Genomic DNA, 15,017 nt, shown 5'->3' with positions numbered 1-15,017 from the left:
CATGGCAGGCTCCTCCGCTTCGCTCCGGAGTCTGAGGGGGTGTCACGAGCCGCTGCGCGGCTCGTGGGTGCGTCCGCTTCGCTCCCGCACCTGGTGACGAGGTGCCTGCGGCTTCGCCTCCGGCTCCTCGTCAAGGCCCGCTGACGCGGGCCGGGCTGGCTACGAGAGTGGGGCTTGCTCATTCGTGTCGGGTTCTAGCATAGTGGGTGCATCAGGGAGATGCAGCATGTAGCGTTGGCGAAAACACGAGACGCCCCCAGCCACACCGGAGACCTTCCAAAAAACCGAGAGGAACGGCCGCAAATGACAGTCACCACGAATCTACCGGACCAGATCCCGCGCTGAGCAGCGATTCCCTGCGCCGGGTGACGCAGTACCAGACAGCGTGCGTGAACGCCCGGGTGAAGCTGTTCGCGCTCCTGGAAGCGCAGGGCGTTCCCGCAAGCGAGGCGGACGACCTGGTGGCCGCACTGGAGGCAGGAGCGGTCGCCGGGGCGCAGTGCGAGGTCGCGGAGCGCGATAGGTACACGGGCGCCAGGGGTGAAGAGTTCCGGGAGGGCTGGCACGCGGGTGTGACGGCCGTGAGCGAGGCCCTGGTGGGCATCGCGGACCGGGACTGGGTGCGGCGCGGGGGCCGGTCGGCCGGAGCTGCTGAGCTGGCCGTACATATCGCAGATGTGTGGCAACGTGAACGGGCGGACTTGGTACGGCTGGAGGCGTTCGTCCGGGAGACCGTACTGACGCGCACGCACCCGCACACCACTGAGCGGCGCCGGGTGCTGGAGGCGCTGGGCGAGGCCGGCGGCCTGTGCACGGCGCGGACGGTGGAGCTGTCCAGCGGGGACATCATCCTCTGCACGCGCGAGGCCGAGCACTACGACCCAGACGACCTACCGGGGTTCAAGCGCGGGAAATCGGATGGGGCGCCCGGCGGATGGCATCTCGCGGGCGGGTCGATCTGGAGTGATGCCGGGGCGGCCTGCACCCCTCACTCGGCCGTCTGAACGACCACTAGAATTTGGCGTCGGGGAGGCACGGAAATGTCAGCGATTCAGCTCAAAGAACACCAGGTCGACCAGAAATCGGCTTTCCGGAAATGGGTTGGATTCCCTGCAAGATCACCTGTACCCCCCGAGGGGGTACGTGCCATGGGGGTGTCCGCCACTGGGTCCGGGAAGACGATCATGGCTGCCGCGGGCGCTCTGGAGTGCTTCCCGGACGGGCGGATCCTCGTCATGGTGCCCACCTTGGATCTGATCGTGCAGAGCGCACAGTCCTGGCGCAGAGTCGGGCACCGCGCGCCCATGGTCGCGGTCTGCTCGGTGAACAAGGACGAGGTCCTGGAACAGCTCGGAGTGCGTACCACGACCAACCCGATCCAGCTCGCGCTGTGGGCAGGGTCCGGGCCGGTGGTCGTGTTCGCCACCTACGCCTCCCTGGTGGACCGCGAGGACCCGGAGGACCCTTCGGGCCGGCGGACGGTGCGCGGGCCGCTGGAGGCCGCGCTGGCGGGCGGGGAGCGGCTGTATGGCCAGCGGATGGCCCCGTTCGATCTGGCGATTCTGGATGAGGGGCACATGACGGCCGGGGACATGGGCCGGCCGTGGGCGGCGATCCACGACAACGCGCGCATCCCCGTCGACTTCCGGCTGTACCTGACCGCTACCCCGCGGATCCTGGCCGCTCCCAGCCCTCAGCGCGGGCGGGACGGCCGGGAGCTGGTGATCGCGTCGATGGAGGACGACAGCGCCACGTACGGCACCAGGATTTTCGACCTTGGGCTGGCGGAGGCGGTGGAACGGTCGATCCTCGCGGGCTTCGAGATCGACGTGCTGGAGATCCGGGACCCCGAACCGATCCTGGGGCTGTCGGAGGACGCGCTACGCGGCCGGCGCCTGGCGTTGCTCCAGGCCGCGCTGCTGGAGCACGCGGCGCAGATGAACCTGCACACCATCATGACCTTCCACCAGCGGGTCGAGGAAGCCCGCGCCTTCGCCGAGCAGATGCCGGCAACCGCTGCGGAGCTGTACGCCACCGAAGCGTCCGAGGCCGCTCTGGCCGACGCTGGGGAGCTGCCCGCCTCCTCCATTGAGGCCGAGCTGTACGAGCTCGAGGACGGCCGGCACGTGCCCCCGGACCGGGTCTGGGCCGACTGGCTGTGCGGCGACCACCCCATCGCCCACCGGCGCCAGGTGATCCAACGGTTCGCCAACGGCATCAACGCCGAGAACCGGCGCGTACACCGGGCGTTCCTCGCCTCGGTACGGGCCCTCGGGGTCGGTGTCGACATCACCGGCCTGCGCGGCGTGGAAGCGGTGTGCATCGTCGGCTCGCGCAGCTCCCAGGTCGACATCGTGCAGAACATCGGCCGGGCCTTGCGTCCGAATCCGGACGGCACGGTCAAGACGGCGCGGATCATCATCCCGATCTTCCTGCAGCCCGGGGAGGACCCGAAGGACATGGTCGCCTCCGCCAGCTACCAGCCCCTCGTCGACATCCTCCAAGCGCTGCGCTCGCACTCGGAGCGCATGGTCGACCAGCTCGCCTCCCGCGCCCTGACCCGCAGCACCGAGCGCCGACGCCTCCACGTCCGCCCCGCCCCCGCAGCGGGAACCGACAGCGGGGACGGTGAGGAGACGAGCGAGGCGCAGCAGGAGGTCGACCGGGTCAGCTCCGTCGTGATCAACTTTGCCCAGCCCCGCGACGCCGCCGACATCGCAGCCCTGACCCGCTGCCGTGTCATCCGGCCCCAGTCCCTGGTCTGGCTCGAGGGCTACCAGGCCCTCATCCGGTGGCGGAAAGAGAACGGCATCACTGGCCTGTACGCCGTCCCCTACGACGTCGAGACCGAGGCCGGGACGACGAAGGCGTTTCCGCTTGGGCGATGGGTGCACCAGCAGCGGAAAACACTGCGGGCCGGAGAACTCGACCCCCACCGCAAACAGCTCCTCGACGAGGCCGGGATGGTCTGGGAGCCCGGCGAGGAAGCCTGGGAGAACAAACTCGCCGTGCTCCGCTCCTACCGGAGGGCCACCGGGCACCTCGCACCCCGGCAGGACGCCGTGTGGGATGACCCGGCTGGCGGGGGCCCTGTGCCGGTTGGACAGCACATGGCCAACCTGCGCCGGAAGGACGGCCTCGGGAAGGACCCCGAGCGGGCCGCCATGCGCGCGAAGCAGCTGGCCACGATCGACCCAGACTGGAACTGCCCCTGGCCACTGGACTGGCAACGCCACTACCGCGTCCTCGCCGACCTTGCCGACACCGAAGCCGACGGCGTGCTGCCCGACATCCAGCCAGGCGTCGTCTTCGACGGCGACGACATCGGACGATGGCTCCAGCAACAGCGCAAGCCGGGCACCTGGAAGCTGCTACCCACCGAACAGCAAGCGCGGCTCTCCACGCTGGGCATCAAGCCGCTGGAGGAGCCGTCTCCCGCCCCGGCGGCCCCGCATTCGACGAAGGAGGGCCCGAGCAAGGCGCACCAGGCGTTCCAGCGGGGCCTGGCCGCCCTCGCCCAGTGGGTGGAGAAGGAGGGGCAGCGGCCCGTCCCGCGCAGCGCGGTCGTGGAGATCGCGGTCGACGGCGAGGCGGAGCCGGTGCTGGTGAAACTAGGGGTATGGCTCTCGAACACCAAGTCGAGACGCGACAAGCTCGACCAGGAACAGCTGGACGCGCTGCGGAAGCTGGGCATGGACTGGGCGTGCGTGGTGCCGGCCGTCGAGGCCGCCCCGGAGCCCGCGCCGCCGACTGCCCCGACGAAGCGGCCGGTCCGCGAGCACCAGGAGGAGCGACGAGGAGCTGTACGAGGGCGGGAACTGCACCTGCTGGTCCATCAAGCGGGCTCGTGACCGCCGCTCCTCACCGCCCAAGACCCCGGGCCCGCCAACAGGGCCCGGGGTCGCGTGCATCAACGGCGCGGCGTTGCGGCGGGCCACCGCGGGCGGCGCGGGATGGTGACTTGGACCTCCGCCAGGACGACGCCGGTCACCGGGTCGCGGTGCACCGGGACGTACAGGCCCCAGTCGGCGACACCGGCCGTGAACCAGTCTCCGGCCCACGGAGCGTCGGTAGTCTCCAGCTCGCGCCCGGCGAGCGGACCACCCGTGAAGCGAACGATCACAGCAATACCTCCGTCCGGCGGGAGTTTCCCGCCACACCCCTTGGCGGGGCTCAGCACCTGATGGACAGCACCGGGGTGCCGGCAGCTTCCGTCCCGGCCCGGTCGCCGTGCAACCGGACCGAGCGCGCCCCAATCCCTGCTGTGCGAGCACAGCACGGTCGACGTACGGGTCGACGGCGGCGAGGACCAGGCGCTGCAGCTACGCCCACGCAGCCCGTGACTTCCTCTTCCGGCTAAGGCTGGCGCACCCCGAAGTCATCCAGGGCGGCGCAGGCAGTGAGTGGTCTATTCGTCTGATCCGAGACGGCTGAAGGCCCAGCGGAGTACATCCTGATCGACGCGTGTGCGGCCGGTGCGCTCAAGTGCGGTGTGGGTGTGGGCGGTCAGGCGGGCCCAGTTGCGGAAGTTGCCGTGGGCGGCGTGCTGGTCTGCGTAGGCGATGTCGTCGGGGTCGGTGTCGGCCCAGATGGGGTGGTAGAGCGGAATGATGTCCTGGACCTCGTCGGGGGTGAGGCGGGTGAAGTGCTGCCAGATGAAGATCCGTGAGGAGAGCATCGGTTCTTTGCGCAGCGCGTGGTGGCAGCCCTCGCCGCCAACGAAGATGACGGCGAGCTGGGTGTAGGGGTCGTCCCAGAGGTATCGGACGTATTCCAGTTGGTCGCTTTGGAGCCACTGGGCTTCGTCCAGGACGAGCGTGCGCGGGTGGGTGGCCAGCGCGTGTTTGAGGAGCTGGTCGAACTCGCTGGCGTAGCGCGGGGGCGGGCCCGGCAGTTCGAGGGCGGCGTGCAGTTCGTGGCGCACAGCGCGGGTGGTGGCGCGGGCGTGGAAGGTGATGCGGCGGATGTCCTCATCGGGTTCGAGTTCGCGCAGGCAGCTGGTGACAGCCATGGTCTTGCCGAAGCCGGCTCCGCCGTGGACGCACATCATCGCTCTCGCCTCGATGGTGTCGGCGAGGTTCTCCCGGGCGGTGAGCAGCGCGCGGGTGCTCACCAAGCGGGCCTCGGGCAGCGGAATGTACTGATCAGTGGGGGCGGGTGGCAGATGGCCGCCGGTCATGGGGAGTCCTTGCTGGGGGCTGATCCGGTGGGTCGGGTGCGAGCCTTGAGGGCGTCGGGAGTGGCCCAGTCGGCTGGTGGCGGGGCGGGCGGGATGAGGTCGGGCAGCGCGAGGTCAGCCAGGTCGGTGTGCTGGTACTGGTCGAGTTCACGGGTGGCTGCGATGGTGGTCATGGCGTCCAGACGGCGCGGGAAGCCGGGGGTGGTGGCGGGGGCGAAGCGGGTGTGGCGCAGCTGCTCGGCGGCTTTCGCCTCATCGCGCAGGCGAAGGGCGCGCTGGGAACGGGTGCGGCGCAGCGCGGCGAGTTGCTCGTCGGTGGCCTGGTCGCAGTAGTCATACCGAACAGCCCACACCCCAGCCCTGACCAGGAACACAGGAATGCTGATCCCCATGACAGCCAGAGACCGGGTGTGCTAGCCGGAACTCTCACACCACAGCAGTCGATTAGTCATCCCATGACAGCCAAACCCCAGCATCCCCCGGTCAACAAACACGCTGGTCAACAGGCCATCCACCACGCCAGTACCCGCTGCCGGCCAACCCGCCGCCACAACACCACACATTCACACTTCGGGATCGGCCAGGAGCTGCAGGGCTTCGGCGTCGGTGGCCATCTGCGGGAGGCGCGGCCGGCGGCGCAGTCCGGGCGGTGCACGACTGGTTGTGCGCGCTTAGTATTCTTCCCACTCACGTGCCGGAAGTGGCCATTCCTGAAGATCTCCGAACCGGTCGGCCCATTCATTCCCGATGAAGACAGGGCGGCTGCGGAGGAAATCCCCGCCCTGCTGACCGCGAATGAGAAGACCGATCTCTTCGAAGTACGGCTCGCAGCGCTGGTTGAGACGGAACAGCCCGGGTGATTCCCTCCCCATCCAGCCTACGATCTCCGTAGGCAGACGGTGAGTGAGCTGAAAGTCCCCAAGGAAGACGTGCGGCCCCCGGAAGGGATTGATCGCCACACCCGCCAAAGCTCCTCCAGTCCCGTAGTAGACCGTTACTCCGGCATCATGAAAAAGGGCGAACTCGCCGGGAATCGGATACCCGCTGTCCGTGGGATCGCCGACAGACAGCGCAGAAATAACTTGCTCGTGACTCATTCCAAAACGAAGTGGCCCCACGTTCACATATGGCGTGACCTCCCATCTGACACGGTCGGCATCTTCCTTCACTACCGGATCGAACAACATGAAATACCCCCTCCGAGGAAGGCTACCCCTGTTAACTTCAATATCATACTGCGATACCCGTCCTGCAATGCGTCGTGCGCTCGTATGTCTGCCCGCCACGAGATGATCCTGGGCGCCCAGGAATGGGCGTGCTCCCGGTCGGAGCCTTCAATCTGATGACCAGACAATTCTCAACCACCGAACCAACTGCCCTCACCTCACTGTCCAGCCCGAACACCTCCGAACGCCACCTCGGGCACCCGAGGGCGCTCGCCATGGCGAGCTGTTGCAGGATGTCCTCCCGCTACAGGCCGGCGGCCACGGCGAACTCGGCGAGCCGGGCGCCGACCTGCCGGTCACGCTCGGCATCGGTGCGCAGTGATCACTGCACCGCCCTGGTAGGGGTGCGCAGGGCGCGCCATGCGGCGCGGGCGTAATCGGCAGCAGTGGTGTCCGGGCGGTGGACTGCGGTGATCGCGGCCAGCAGCGCCGTGTACCGAGGGTCGGCGGTGATGTCGTCGGCCTCCTCGAGGAGTTCGTATTTGGAGGGGGACGCCAGGGCGTCGGTCTTGATGAACGTCTTGCTTCCCGCCGAAGCCTCCAGCGCCCGACGCCGTGCGGCCGGAGGTCCGTCCCCCGGCCGCCTGTCCTCCCGGGGAGGCCGGCTGCCGGCAGGCTGCTGCTCGCGGGGGCCGGAGGCGCGGCGCTGGAGCCGGACTGATGTACTAATGCATTGCTAACGAGCTGCCTTCACCGCTAGCGAAGTCGTGGATCCTAGGGATGGCAGGTTGCCCAGGACGGTGCGCAGTTGGCGTCCGTGCTGCCAGGAGAATTCCCGGGCTACCCCTTCCAGGCGGGAGTGATTGCTCGATTTGGTCATTTGTTCGGAATGTTGGCGGTAGTGGTAGATCACCACGGGCAGCAAAGCTCCGGCGCTGAGCGAGGTGAGGGCGCAGACGTAAACGAAGTCCTCTCCCTGCGGCAAGCCGCCATGTCCGGCGGCGGCCTGCACGAGCTCCCGCCGCGCGATGATCTGCGTCTGCCCAAGGGGCATGGTGGCTTGGGGTGTCGGCCAGTACGTCCAGACCTCGCCCGGAGCGAGTAGGCCGGGCGGAACGGGACATTTCCACACGCGGGTCGAGCCGTCGGGGAACAGGTCCGCCAACCAGCCGGCCACCCAGCCCAGCCCGTTGGCTCGGGCGTAATCGTGGCGGACGGCGAAGGCCTCGGCGGGGAAGACGTCGTCATCGTCCGCGTACTGCACCCAGTCCCCCTCGGCCTGGGTGAGCGCGAGGTTCCGGGCGGCGGCGCTGCCGACCTTGGGCAGTTCCAGGATTTTCACGCGGGGGTCGCGGGCCAGGGGGCGAGGTACGTGGTCGGGGTCTGCGCCATCGATCGCCAACACCAGCTCCCATTCCACTGTCTGGACGTGCAGGCTCTCGTGTAGGAGCTCGAGGTAGGGCAGCCGGTTGGGCAGAAGGCGTGTCGGAGTGATGACCGTGATCTGTGGGGTGGTGAGGGGCACGTGGGTCTGCTCCAGGTCAAGGGGTGGTGAACAAGGTGGTCCGGGACGGTCTTCAAAGGCGGGAGGGGGAGCTCCGGGCGGGGCCCGATCGGCTGGTCAGTGCCGGTCGGCGCGGGGCCGGCGCAGGCCCGTAGGGAGTGGGGCGGCGAACGCGGCGTGCTGGTCCTCGGTGGCGTCCGCCGGGCGGTCAAGGGCGGCAACGACCAGCTGGTGGGGCGTCGAGCTCACGCCACTGCCGCGAGATAGCCGACGGCATGCTGCCTGGCGTCCATCTGGTCGAGCACAGCCTCCTCGACTTCCCGCGCGGTCAGCTCCCGTGCCACGTGGTTCAGAGGCAGCCCACGGGTGACGGCATGCCCGCGCCACTGCGGCCGCTGGGTGTCGAGCTCGCGGTAGTCACCGGCCATCACCCGCATGTCATCGGCGACGGCGGCCAGGGTGCGCAAGGTGGCCCTGTAGTAGCGGTCGACCGCCTCGGGGACCTCGTGCTCATGGCACTCGCGGCACACCAGCGACCGTGGCCCGTCCGTACGGGTGCCCCAGACGTAGGGGCGGCGGTCGTGTTCGACCAGCACGTCGCAGAACAGGCACGGATACGGCTCGGTCGTCTCCAGGAAGGCGATGTCGAACAGGACGACGGACATCACGCTGGTCTCCTTCTGCGCGGTGCGGTGGTGCGGTGTGGCGGCCGCCGTGGTCGAGTCGGTCGTGCTCATGTGCTGGCCGCGGGCGGCAGGCTCCGCACGACAGCGGACAGTGCCCGCGGGTCGTGCGGGGCGATGCGGACCAGGAGGTGCGCCAGGGCGTAGCCGTGGGCGCCGCTGAGGCGATCGGTGCGGGCGTTCAGCCAGGCGGCCACGGCGTTGTGCAGTGCCCGCTGGGTGTCCCCGGGCGGAGCGGACAGGCGATGCCGGCCTTCGGCCACCGCCGTGTACAGGCGGACGGCCGCTGCCCAGTCGCGGGCGTGGAGGGCGAAGAATGCCTCGAATTCTGCTGCCAGGACGGTGTGGGGGTGGTCGTCGCCGAGCTCGGCGCGTACCTGTGCGGCCATCCGGCTCGCGGCAACCTGGGCGGCGCGCCAGTCGGTTGCGCGGTGAGCGGCGCGGACCGACTCCACCATCGGGTGCTGGTTCAGCGCGCCGTCCAGCCAGCGGGAGTCGACATGGTCGGGCATCAGCGGCTGCGGGTGGGCAGGGGCCGGGTCCACACGGCCGTCCGGGTGCACGAGGTAGGCCGTGATGGTGCCGTCATGCTGCCCGACGCTCACCCGTACCGGCCTGGCCAGCCGCTGGGCTTCGGCCTGGATCAGCGGCCATGCGGCGTTCACCGAGCCCCACAGTGCGCCGGCCCCGGCGGTGGGCGCGTCGGCGCCGTGGACGGTGCCGTCGGACAGCATCAGGATCGTCACGTGCAGGTCGGCCGGCAGGCCCGCGGCGGACGGCAGGGGCTGGGCGGTCAAGGGGGGTGCTTGCTTCATGGTGCGGCGGAATCTCACTGCAGGGCCACCTCTGCTATCGGGGTCCAGGTGATGTGCCGGCGGTCATGGGACTGGGCGACCAGGCACAGGCGGTCGGCGCGCAGGACGACCGGCTCACCCGGGTGGTCGGACAGCGCCCGCTTCAGTTCGCGCCGGTCGGCCCGGACGTCTCCCGCGGTGCCGTAGGCGAGGGAGACGTGCGGGTAGTAGACGGCGGGGACCAAGGGGTGACGGCCGCCGGTAGCTTCGGCGTCGACACGGGCCGTGATCTCCCACAGCCGGCGGGCGGGCTCGCCGGGGCGAGCCGCGCACTCGACGGCGACCGACCCGACGCCCGGACGATCGAAGGTGAGATCGAACGCGGCGACGTCTGCGCACTCCTTGGCGACCCGCTCGACGATGTCCGCGATCTGCTGTTCCCGGTATTCCGCAACCGGGCCGGCGTGGAGCACGGTGCAGTGCAGCCACGGCGCGGCCACGGGGGCCAGCCCGGGCCGGTGGGTGATCGCCCGGTACGGCTCCACCAGCTTCTGGTGTACGGCCGTGGTGTCGAAGAGCAGGTGCCAGTGCAGGTCGGCGCGCCCTGCAGGCCAGGCGTTCCGGCGCGACTCGACGCCGGCGAAGAAGTCGTTCACGAGGGTCCCGTTCACCGCGTCCTCCCACCGGCGATCGCAAAATCGTCGGCGCGGTGCTCAGCGTCGAAGCCTTCGCTGCACAGTGGGCCGGCTGTGGGCAGCTGCGGATGGATGTCGCGCAGCACACTCGCGGGCACGACACGAGCGCGGGCGGCGTGTCGGATCTGAGCGGCGACGGGGATGGCGCACTGGTCCGTCATGTCGTCAGTCGCCGCCAGGCGGTCTGCGTCCAGGGATACCCGCCAGCTGGCCGGGTACAGGGCGGCGCAGCGCGATGTGCCGCAGCCGGGTATGCCCACGAGCACGACGAAGGTCTCCGGGGCGCAGCGGAACGGTTGGGCTGAAGGCGGGGCCTGCGCGGTCGCGCCGGTCGCGCCGGCGGCGGCCCGCCGCAGCGCAGCGAGTCGGCGGGCGGGCTCGGCGTGGACGGGCTCCCTGCGCGCGCCGCGCGGGCCGAGATTGACGCGCAGCAGCTCGGTGTACTTGCCCTTGGTGCCCGTGGCCCTCTGCGCCGCGCAGGCACGCTGGCCGGCGCGGGGACTGGTTGCGTGGCATGACGTCGTCTCTCCGGGCACCCCGCGCCTGCCCGCAGTCGTGCGAGTGGGTGTCGTGAGCCCGGGTGGAGACCTTGGCCGCCTGATCTGTCCCGGCGCGGGAGGGGATGCAGCGGCGGCGGTCGGCGGTGCGCGTCCTGCCGGCCGGCACCGTAGCGGAAGCCGCTCGCCCTCCCCCGCCGGTTCACAGGGACCGTGCTCTGTACTCGCGGGAACCCTCGGCCTCCGGGGTCGTACCCGTGCGCGGACGTGGGCGCAGAGCTCGTTGAGGCGGCGCCGTGGCGGCGACTCGCTCACCCTCGCAAAGGCCTTGGCTGGCCCCTGTGGTGCCGCGGCGGCATAGGGCGAATCCGCCGGGCTCCCTGGTCGGGTAGCGATGGGCGTGTTCGTGTCCCTGCGGGAACGGCGCGGGGCAGCCAGCCGGTGCGCCGGGGCGCGGGCGGGGTCTCCGGAAGGCCCCGACCGGTCGGCCGGCTCGTCGTTGAGGATGCGGAGTCCTGCCCGCTCCCAGGAGCGAGATGGGGTGCTGGACGTCGAGCGTCAGGTCACCGGGGTCGGCTGCGCCCGAGCGGGTTGGCTGGGGGGTCATAGGGCCGACTCCTCCCGGCTCGGGAGCGCGGGGCCTTTGAGGATCTGCTGGGTCAGGGCGTTCGGGTCGATCTGGGTGGCCTGGGCGGGCGCGGTGGCCCGGTCGCCCCTTCCCAGGCGCAGGATGAGGGCGAACTTGTCGCTCTTGGTCTGCGCCAGCGGGGCGAGGTCCACCGAGACCTCGTTGAGGGTGCCGTTCTTGATGGCGAAGTCGGCGGTGATCTTCTTGTCCGGAACGTCCTTGAGGTCCTTGCTAGTCGGCAGCTTGACGCCCTGAGGGAGGTCCGCTGCGAGCGGACGGAGTTCGTCGAAGAGCCCGGTGAGCAGGGTCCGGAAGGGGGCCGTGGCGGTGATGTGGTCGGCGCCGTTCTTGGTCCCGGTGTCCTTGAGCTGGACTTCGCGGTTGATCAGGCGCTGCAGGCCGTTGAGGACCTTCTTCTGCCGGGCCTGGGCGCTGGGGTTCGCGGAGGGCGAGCTCTCCTGGTCCGGGGTGCTCTTGGTCAGGCTGTCGGCCGGCATCTTGACCCAGCCGCCGCTGAGGAGCTGCTTGAGGTCGGTGGCGCCGGGCGGCAGGTTCTCAGGAGCGGGGAGCTGGCTGCCGGCCGCCTTCTCCAGCGGCTTCACGCCCGCGCGCAGGTAGGCCCAGTCGTCGACCTGTCGGTACTCCAGCAGGTCACCGTCCGGGCCGGAGACCTTCATCGCCATGCCGGTGATGTCGGTGGCGGAGGAGTCCTGGAGCGGCTTCTTCGACTGCACGGAGACGGATACGCGGGCGCCGGCGAGGAGTTCGGCGACCTGCTCGGGCATCTCTTCACCCGGTGCAGCATCGGAGTCCAGCGCCTTCAGGGTGGCGGCGTCGGTGTCCAGCCCGAGCTCGAAGGAGAGGGAAGTCTGCTGGCCGAGCTTGTCGACGGCCTTGTCGAGCTTCTGCGCGGCCGTGACGTTCTCGGCTGTGCTGCAGGCGACAGCGCTCACCAGGACGGCAGCAGCGACTACGACGGTCTTCTTGCGTATGACAGTGATGGCGGTCTCCGAAGGGTCGAAGGGCGGCGGTCGCGTACCGCGGTTGGCGGACGCGACCGGGACGGGTTCTAGGTGAGGCCGGGGCTCTGGTGGCGCTGCTGCTGGTGCGCGGCGGACTGTGCCTGGCCGTGGTCGCGGGTGATCTGCTGCGGGGCGGCGGGGGCAGGGTGAGCGGTGGCCCGCTGTCCCTGCTGGTCCTGAAGGCGCGCGATGCGCCGTCTCAGTTCGTCGGGGTCCGCGTTCTGCACCGCCTTGGCCAGGTCCTCGAAGCTGACCGTCTCGATGAGCTCTTCGGCGCCCGCCGTGTCGTGCCCGCCCGGTGTTCCCTGCTTGAGCTGTCGGACGAGCCGCTGCTGGCGCTCCGCCAGTTCGGGGAGCCTGTACGGCGGGGGGTCGACGAGCTGTGCCGCCTCGGGGTGGTTGATCGCATCGTTCATGTGGGGCCTTCTCTGTTTCTCCTGGGCGCGGCTTGGTCTTACTTGCCGTGGGCCGGTGTGGACAGGTGACTAGGCGCGGCCGGTCCCCTGGGACCGGTGCTGCTGGTGTGCGGCGGACTGTTCTTGGCCGTGGTCGAGGGGCGTCCGTGACGGGTCGGTGGGCCCGGTCGCGGCTCGGCGCTGGCGAGCCAGCTCGATGGTCGCCTCGTACTTGCTGCGGAGTGCGCCGATGCGCTGTCTGACCTCGGCGGGGTCCGCACTCTTCAGTGCCTCGGCCATGTCGTCGAAGACCGCGAGGTCTTGGTCGGTCAGGACGTCGCGGTTGGTCTGCCGGGCCAGGCTCAGGGCTACGCTCATGTCCATCGCGGGGGCGACAGGGTGATCGGTGCCGGTCGGGGTGCGGGAGGCATCAGGTCGCGGAGTCTGAGGACGATGCCGGGGGTGGCGAGAGCGTCGAGGGTGGTGTCGCTGTAGTCGTGGCGTGCCACGAGGAGGTGGTCGGCGCTGTGGGCCATCGCGAGCAGCGGCTTGCGCACGTCCGCGTCGCGCAGGACGTCAGCATGCACGGCCAGGACGCCGTTGATGCTGCCGACCGGCTGCAGGGCCGCCTCCTCGGCGGAGATGACCGCGCTGCGCGCCTCCGGTTGCACCTCGCGCACGAAGGCGCGGACGTCGGAATGGAGGCTTCGGGCTTCCACGATCGTCACCTGTGTGTTCGTCTCGGCCGCCAGCCTCGCGCCGGCGGCGATGAGCATCTCCCGACCACCGCCGCCCACGTCGTAGGTGATGCGTCCGCCCCCGGCGGCCACGAGCGTCTCGACGACCTCCGCGATCCGCGGGTGCTTCAGCACGCTGCTGTCCACGCGATCACTCCGCGGGTACGGCAGCACGGACCAGGCACTTGCGCGTCGACTTCATCCGGGTCCTCCTGAACAGGCGGGGCCCGGCCGTGGTGCCGGACCGTTTCGAGGCAATCAGCTCCCCGTGGCGCCGAGCTGCTGATGCCGGACCGCTTCCCAGGGGCTGCAGCGGTGTCCGGCCCCCCGGTCCCGCCCGACGGGATCTTCGTCCGGGCGAACAAGCGGCGGGTCCTGCGCCGGAGCCGCGGGCCGTGCTGTGGCGCGCCCTCGACGGCGCTCCCGAGGCCCTGTATCCCGCCCAAGAGGGGCCCGCGTTCCCGGCGTCTCGCTGCTTGGAGCCGTAGGAGAGTGCTCGATGTCCCGCCTGGACCGCTCCACGCGCTTAGCGGGGCACGCCGTGTCCCGCGCGGCGGACCACCAACCTGTCAAAAACCCTCAACTGGTCGGCTTGAGCAGGCCGTACTGACAGATGGGTTGGACGCGCGGCCTGCGGATTTCTCCGTGGCAGTGCCACGTCGATGACAAAACGTGCGGACACTGACATCTCTCATCGGAACCTACAAGGCGGGGTCAGCTGATGTGGCGCATGGCGACGATCTGGTTCGTCCACCAGCTCATGGGCTTGATCCGCACGTCCAGGCCGGTGCGCGGCGCTTCGATGACCTGGTCGTTGCCGATGTACATCCCGACGTGTTCGGGGGCCGACGCGGAGCCGACGCTGAACAGCAGGTCGCCGGGGACCAGCTGGGCGATGGACTGGACCGGCGTGCCGGCGTTGACCTGCTCATACGTGGTCCTCGGGAGGTTCACGCCTGCGGCGCCCCAGGCCATCTGCGTCAGGGACGAGCAGTCGCAGCCCTGGCCTGCGGAGTACGGCGACTCGCAGCTGCCGCCCCACACGTACGGGGTGTCGAGCGCGGTCATCGCCGCGGCGATTGCCCGCTCCGCTCCTGCCGAGCCGGCCCCGCCCGCCGGGATCAGGTCGCCGTTCTTGGTGCCCCACTTTTGGGCCAGCTCGCGGATGTCCTTGACGTAGCCGCGGGTCTCCTCGATCGGCGGGACGCCCCCGGCCTTGATCACAGGGCGCGAGCCCGCGTTGTAGGCGGCGAGCATGTTCTCGGCTTTGTTGCCGGGGACGTTCTTGACCTCATCGGCGACTACGCAGTCGTAGCGCACGGCAGAGGGGACGGCATCCGCCGGGTTGTGGACGTTCTTGACTCCGTCACCGTCACCGTCGACGCCCCACTCGGCCCACGTTTCCGGCATGAACTGGGCGATGCCCTCAGCACCCACCGGGCTTGGCTTGTCCTCCCAGTTGCTTTCCGTGTATAGCTGCGCCGCCAGCAAGGACGCGGTGACCTCGGGGCAGCCGTACTTGCCCTTGACGGCCTCCTCGATCAGCTTGCGGATCTCCGGCGGGATCGGGGCCTTGTCCGACAGTCCACCTCCCGGTCCCCTGCGGCTCCCGCCCGCGTTGGCCCCACCGGCCCCGGCGAGCATCATCAGCAGCGAGAAGACCAGCATCACGGCGACGGCGAACGCGACCGCCCCGCACGTGACCAACTTCTTCATG

18 protein-coding genes are annotated in these 15,017 nt (G+C 69.8%); 2 read left to right on the top strand and 16 right to left on the bottom strand.

What is annotated here, in order from left to right; translation table 11 throughout:
* Window positions 1-365 precede the first annotated feature (365 nt).
* Both ABD361_RS20765 and ABD361_RS20760 read left to right on the top strand, forming a co-directional pair.
* Window positions 366-1,004: a hypothetical protein gene (locus ABD361_RS20765; RefSeq protein WP_344436909.1), complete on the top strand. Its 639-nt coding sequence runs from the start codon at window positions 366-368 to the stop codon at window positions 1,002-1,004.
* Between the two features lie 36 nt (window positions 1,005-1,040).
* Window positions 1,041-3,851 carry a DEAD/DEAH box helicase gene (locus ABD361_RS20760; RefSeq protein WP_344436908.1) on the top strand — a complete coding sequence of 937 codons (2,811 nt, stop codon included), beginning with the start codon at window positions 1,041-1,043 and terminating at the stop codon, window positions 3,849-3,851.
* Window positions 3,852-3,910: 59 nt separating this feature from the next.
* On the opposite strand, the gene ABD361_RS20755 is transcribed toward ABD361_RS20760, so the two are convergent.
* From ABD361_RS20755 to ABD361_RS20685, 16 genes are all read right to left on the bottom strand, one after another.
* Window positions 3,911-4,123 (bottom strand): hypothetical protein, encoded by a 213-nt coding sequence (locus ABD361_RS20755; protein WP_344436907.1) that lies wholly within the window; start codon window positions 4,121-4,123, stop codon window positions 3,911-3,913.
* Between the two features lie 285 nt (window positions 4,124-4,408).
* Window positions 4,409-5,179 carry an AAA family ATPase gene (locus ABD361_RS20750; protein ID WP_344436906.1) on the bottom strand — a complete coding sequence of 257 codons (771 nt, stop codon included), beginning with the start codon at window positions 5,177-5,179 and terminating at the stop codon, window positions 4,409-4,411.
* Entirely contained in the window at window positions 5,176-5,571 is a 396-nt protein-coding gene (locus tag ABD361_RS20745; RefSeq protein WP_344436905.1) for a hypothetical protein, read from the bottom strand. The genes ABD361_RS20750 and ABD361_RS20745 overlap by 4 nt, the downstream gene beginning before the upstream one ends.
* Window positions 5,572-5,850: 279 nt before the next feature.
* Window positions 5,851-6,366: a hypothetical protein gene (locus ABD361_RS20740; RefSeq protein ID WP_344436903.1), complete on the bottom strand. Its 516-nt coding sequence runs from the start codon at window positions 6,364-6,366 to the stop codon at window positions 5,851-5,853.
* Between the two features lie 361 nt (window positions 6,367-6,727).
* On the bottom strand, window positions 6,728-6,949 hold the full coding sequence (locus tag ABD361_RS30725; RefSeq protein ID WP_425583278.1) for a DUF6354 family protein: 222 nt from the start codon (window positions 6,947-6,949) through the stop codon (window positions 6,728-6,730).
* Window positions 6,950-7,081: 132 nt separating this feature from the next.
* Complete coding sequence (locus tag ABD361_RS20735) at window positions 7,082-7,870, bottom strand: glycosyltransferase family 2 protein (RefSeq protein ID WP_344436901.1); 789 nt, start codon at window positions 7,868-7,870, stop codon at window positions 7,082-7,084.
* A 96-nt stretch (window positions 7,871-7,966) separates the two neighbouring features.
* Window positions 7,967-8,098, bottom strand: coding sequence for a hypothetical protein (locus ABD361_RS20730; protein WP_344436900.1), 132 nt, complete (start codon window positions 8,096-8,098; stop codon window positions 7,967-7,969).
* A complete protein-coding gene (locus tag ABD361_RS20725; RefSeq protein WP_344436899.1) occupies window positions 8,095-8,586 on the bottom strand; it encodes a hypothetical protein in 492 nt (163 codons plus the stop codon). Before ABD361_RS20725 ends, ABD361_RS20730 begins: the two co-directional genes overlap by 4 nt.
* Entirely contained in the window at window positions 8,583-9,347 is a 765-nt protein-coding gene (locus ABD361_RS20720) for a hypothetical protein (RefSeq protein ID WP_344436898.1), read from the bottom strand. Before ABD361_RS20720 ends, ABD361_RS20725 begins: the two co-directional genes overlap by 4 nt.
* Window positions 9,348-9,361: 14 nt before the next feature.
* Window positions 9,362-9,997 (bottom strand): 2'-5' RNA ligase family protein, encoded by a 636-nt coding sequence (locus ABD361_RS20715; protein ID WP_344436897.1) that lies wholly within the window; start codon window positions 9,995-9,997, stop codon window positions 9,362-9,364.
* Window positions 9,994-10,557 carry a hypothetical protein gene (locus ABD361_RS20710; protein WP_344436895.1) on the bottom strand — a complete coding sequence of 188 codons (564 nt, stop codon included), beginning with the start codon at window positions 10,555-10,557 and terminating at the stop codon, window positions 9,994-9,996. The genes ABD361_RS20715 and ABD361_RS20710 overlap by 4 nt, the downstream gene beginning before the upstream one ends.
* A gap of 564 nt (window positions 10,558-11,121) precedes the next feature.
* The gene (locus tag ABD361_RS20705; protein WP_344436894.1) at window positions 11,122-12,099 is read right to left on the bottom strand and encodes a hypothetical protein; all 978 of its coding nucleotides are present in this window, start codon (window positions 12,097-12,099) and stop codon (window positions 11,122-11,124) included.
* Window positions 12,100-12,215: 116 nt separating this feature from the next.
* Window positions 12,216-12,584 (bottom strand): hypothetical protein, encoded by a 369-nt coding sequence (locus tag ABD361_RS20700; RefSeq protein ID WP_344436893.1) that lies wholly within the window; start codon window positions 12,582-12,584, stop codon window positions 12,216-12,218.
* 69 nt (window positions 12,585-12,653) lie between these two features.
* Window positions 12,654-12,947 (bottom strand): nucleotidyltransferase family protein, encoded by a 294-nt coding sequence (locus ABD361_RS20695; RefSeq protein ID WP_344436892.1) that lies wholly within the window; start codon window positions 12,945-12,947, stop codon window positions 12,654-12,656.
* A complete protein-coding gene (locus tag ABD361_RS20690) occupies window positions 12,938-13,447 on the bottom strand; it encodes a hypothetical protein (protein ID WP_344436891.1) in 510 nt (169 codons plus the stop codon). The genes ABD361_RS20695 and ABD361_RS20690 overlap by 10 nt, the downstream gene beginning before the upstream one ends.
* 567 nt (window positions 13,448-14,014) lie before the next feature.
* Window positions 14,015-15,016, bottom strand: coding sequence for a C40 family peptidase (locus ABD361_RS20685; RefSeq protein WP_344436890.1), 1,002 nt, complete (start codon window positions 15,014-15,016; stop codon window positions 14,015-14,017).
* Window position 15,017: the final 1 nt, after the last annotated feature.

This window comes from Streptomyces luteosporeus, assembly GCF_039532865.1.
In the GTDB taxonomy this organism is placed as follows: domain Bacteria; phylum Actinomycetota; class Actinomycetes; order Streptomycetales; family Streptomycetaceae; genus Streptomyces; species Streptomyces luteosporeus.
Note: the sequence above shows the minus strand (reverse complement) of the source record. Positions and strands in the feature narration are given on the sequence as shown.

Bases quoted from the DNA above. Each gene is read 5' to 3' on its own strand.
- ABD361_RS20740 (WP_344436903.1), bottom strand. From the start codon at position 6,366: ATGTTGTTCGATCCGGTAGTGAAGGAAGATGCCGACCGTGTCAGATGG.
- ABD361_RS20700 (WP_344436893.1), bottom strand. From the start codon at position 12,584: ATGAACGATGCGATCAACCACCCCGAGGCGGCACAGCTCGTCGACCCC.
- ABD361_RS20750 (WP_344436906.1), bottom strand. From the start codon at position 5,179: ATGACCGGCGGCCATCTGCCACCCGCCCCCACTGATCAGTACATTCCG.
- ABD361_RS20725 (WP_344436899.1), bottom strand. From the start codon at position 8,586: ATGAGCACGACCGACTCGACCACGGCGGCCGCCACACCGCACCACCGC.
- ABD361_RS20695 (WP_344436892.1), bottom strand. From the start codon at position 12,947: ATGGACATGAGCGTAGCCCTGAGCCTGGCCCGGCAGACCAACCGCGAC.
- ABD361_RS20685 (WP_344436890.1), bottom strand. From the start codon at position 15,016: ATGAAGAAGTTGGTCACGTGCGGGGCGGTCGCGTTCGCCGTCGCCGTG.
- ABD361_RS20760 (WP_344436908.1), top strand. From the start codon at position 1,041: ATGTCAGCGATTCAGCTCAAAGAACACCAGGTCGACCAGAAATCGGCT.
- ABD361_RS20745 (WP_344436905.1), bottom strand. From the start codon at position 5,571: ATGGGGATCAGCATTCCTGTGTTCCTGGTCAGGGCTGGGGTGTGGGCT.
- ABD361_RS20720 (WP_344436898.1), bottom strand. From the start codon at position 9,347: ATGAAGCAAGCACCCCCCTTGACCGCCCAGCCCCTGCCGTCCGCCGCG.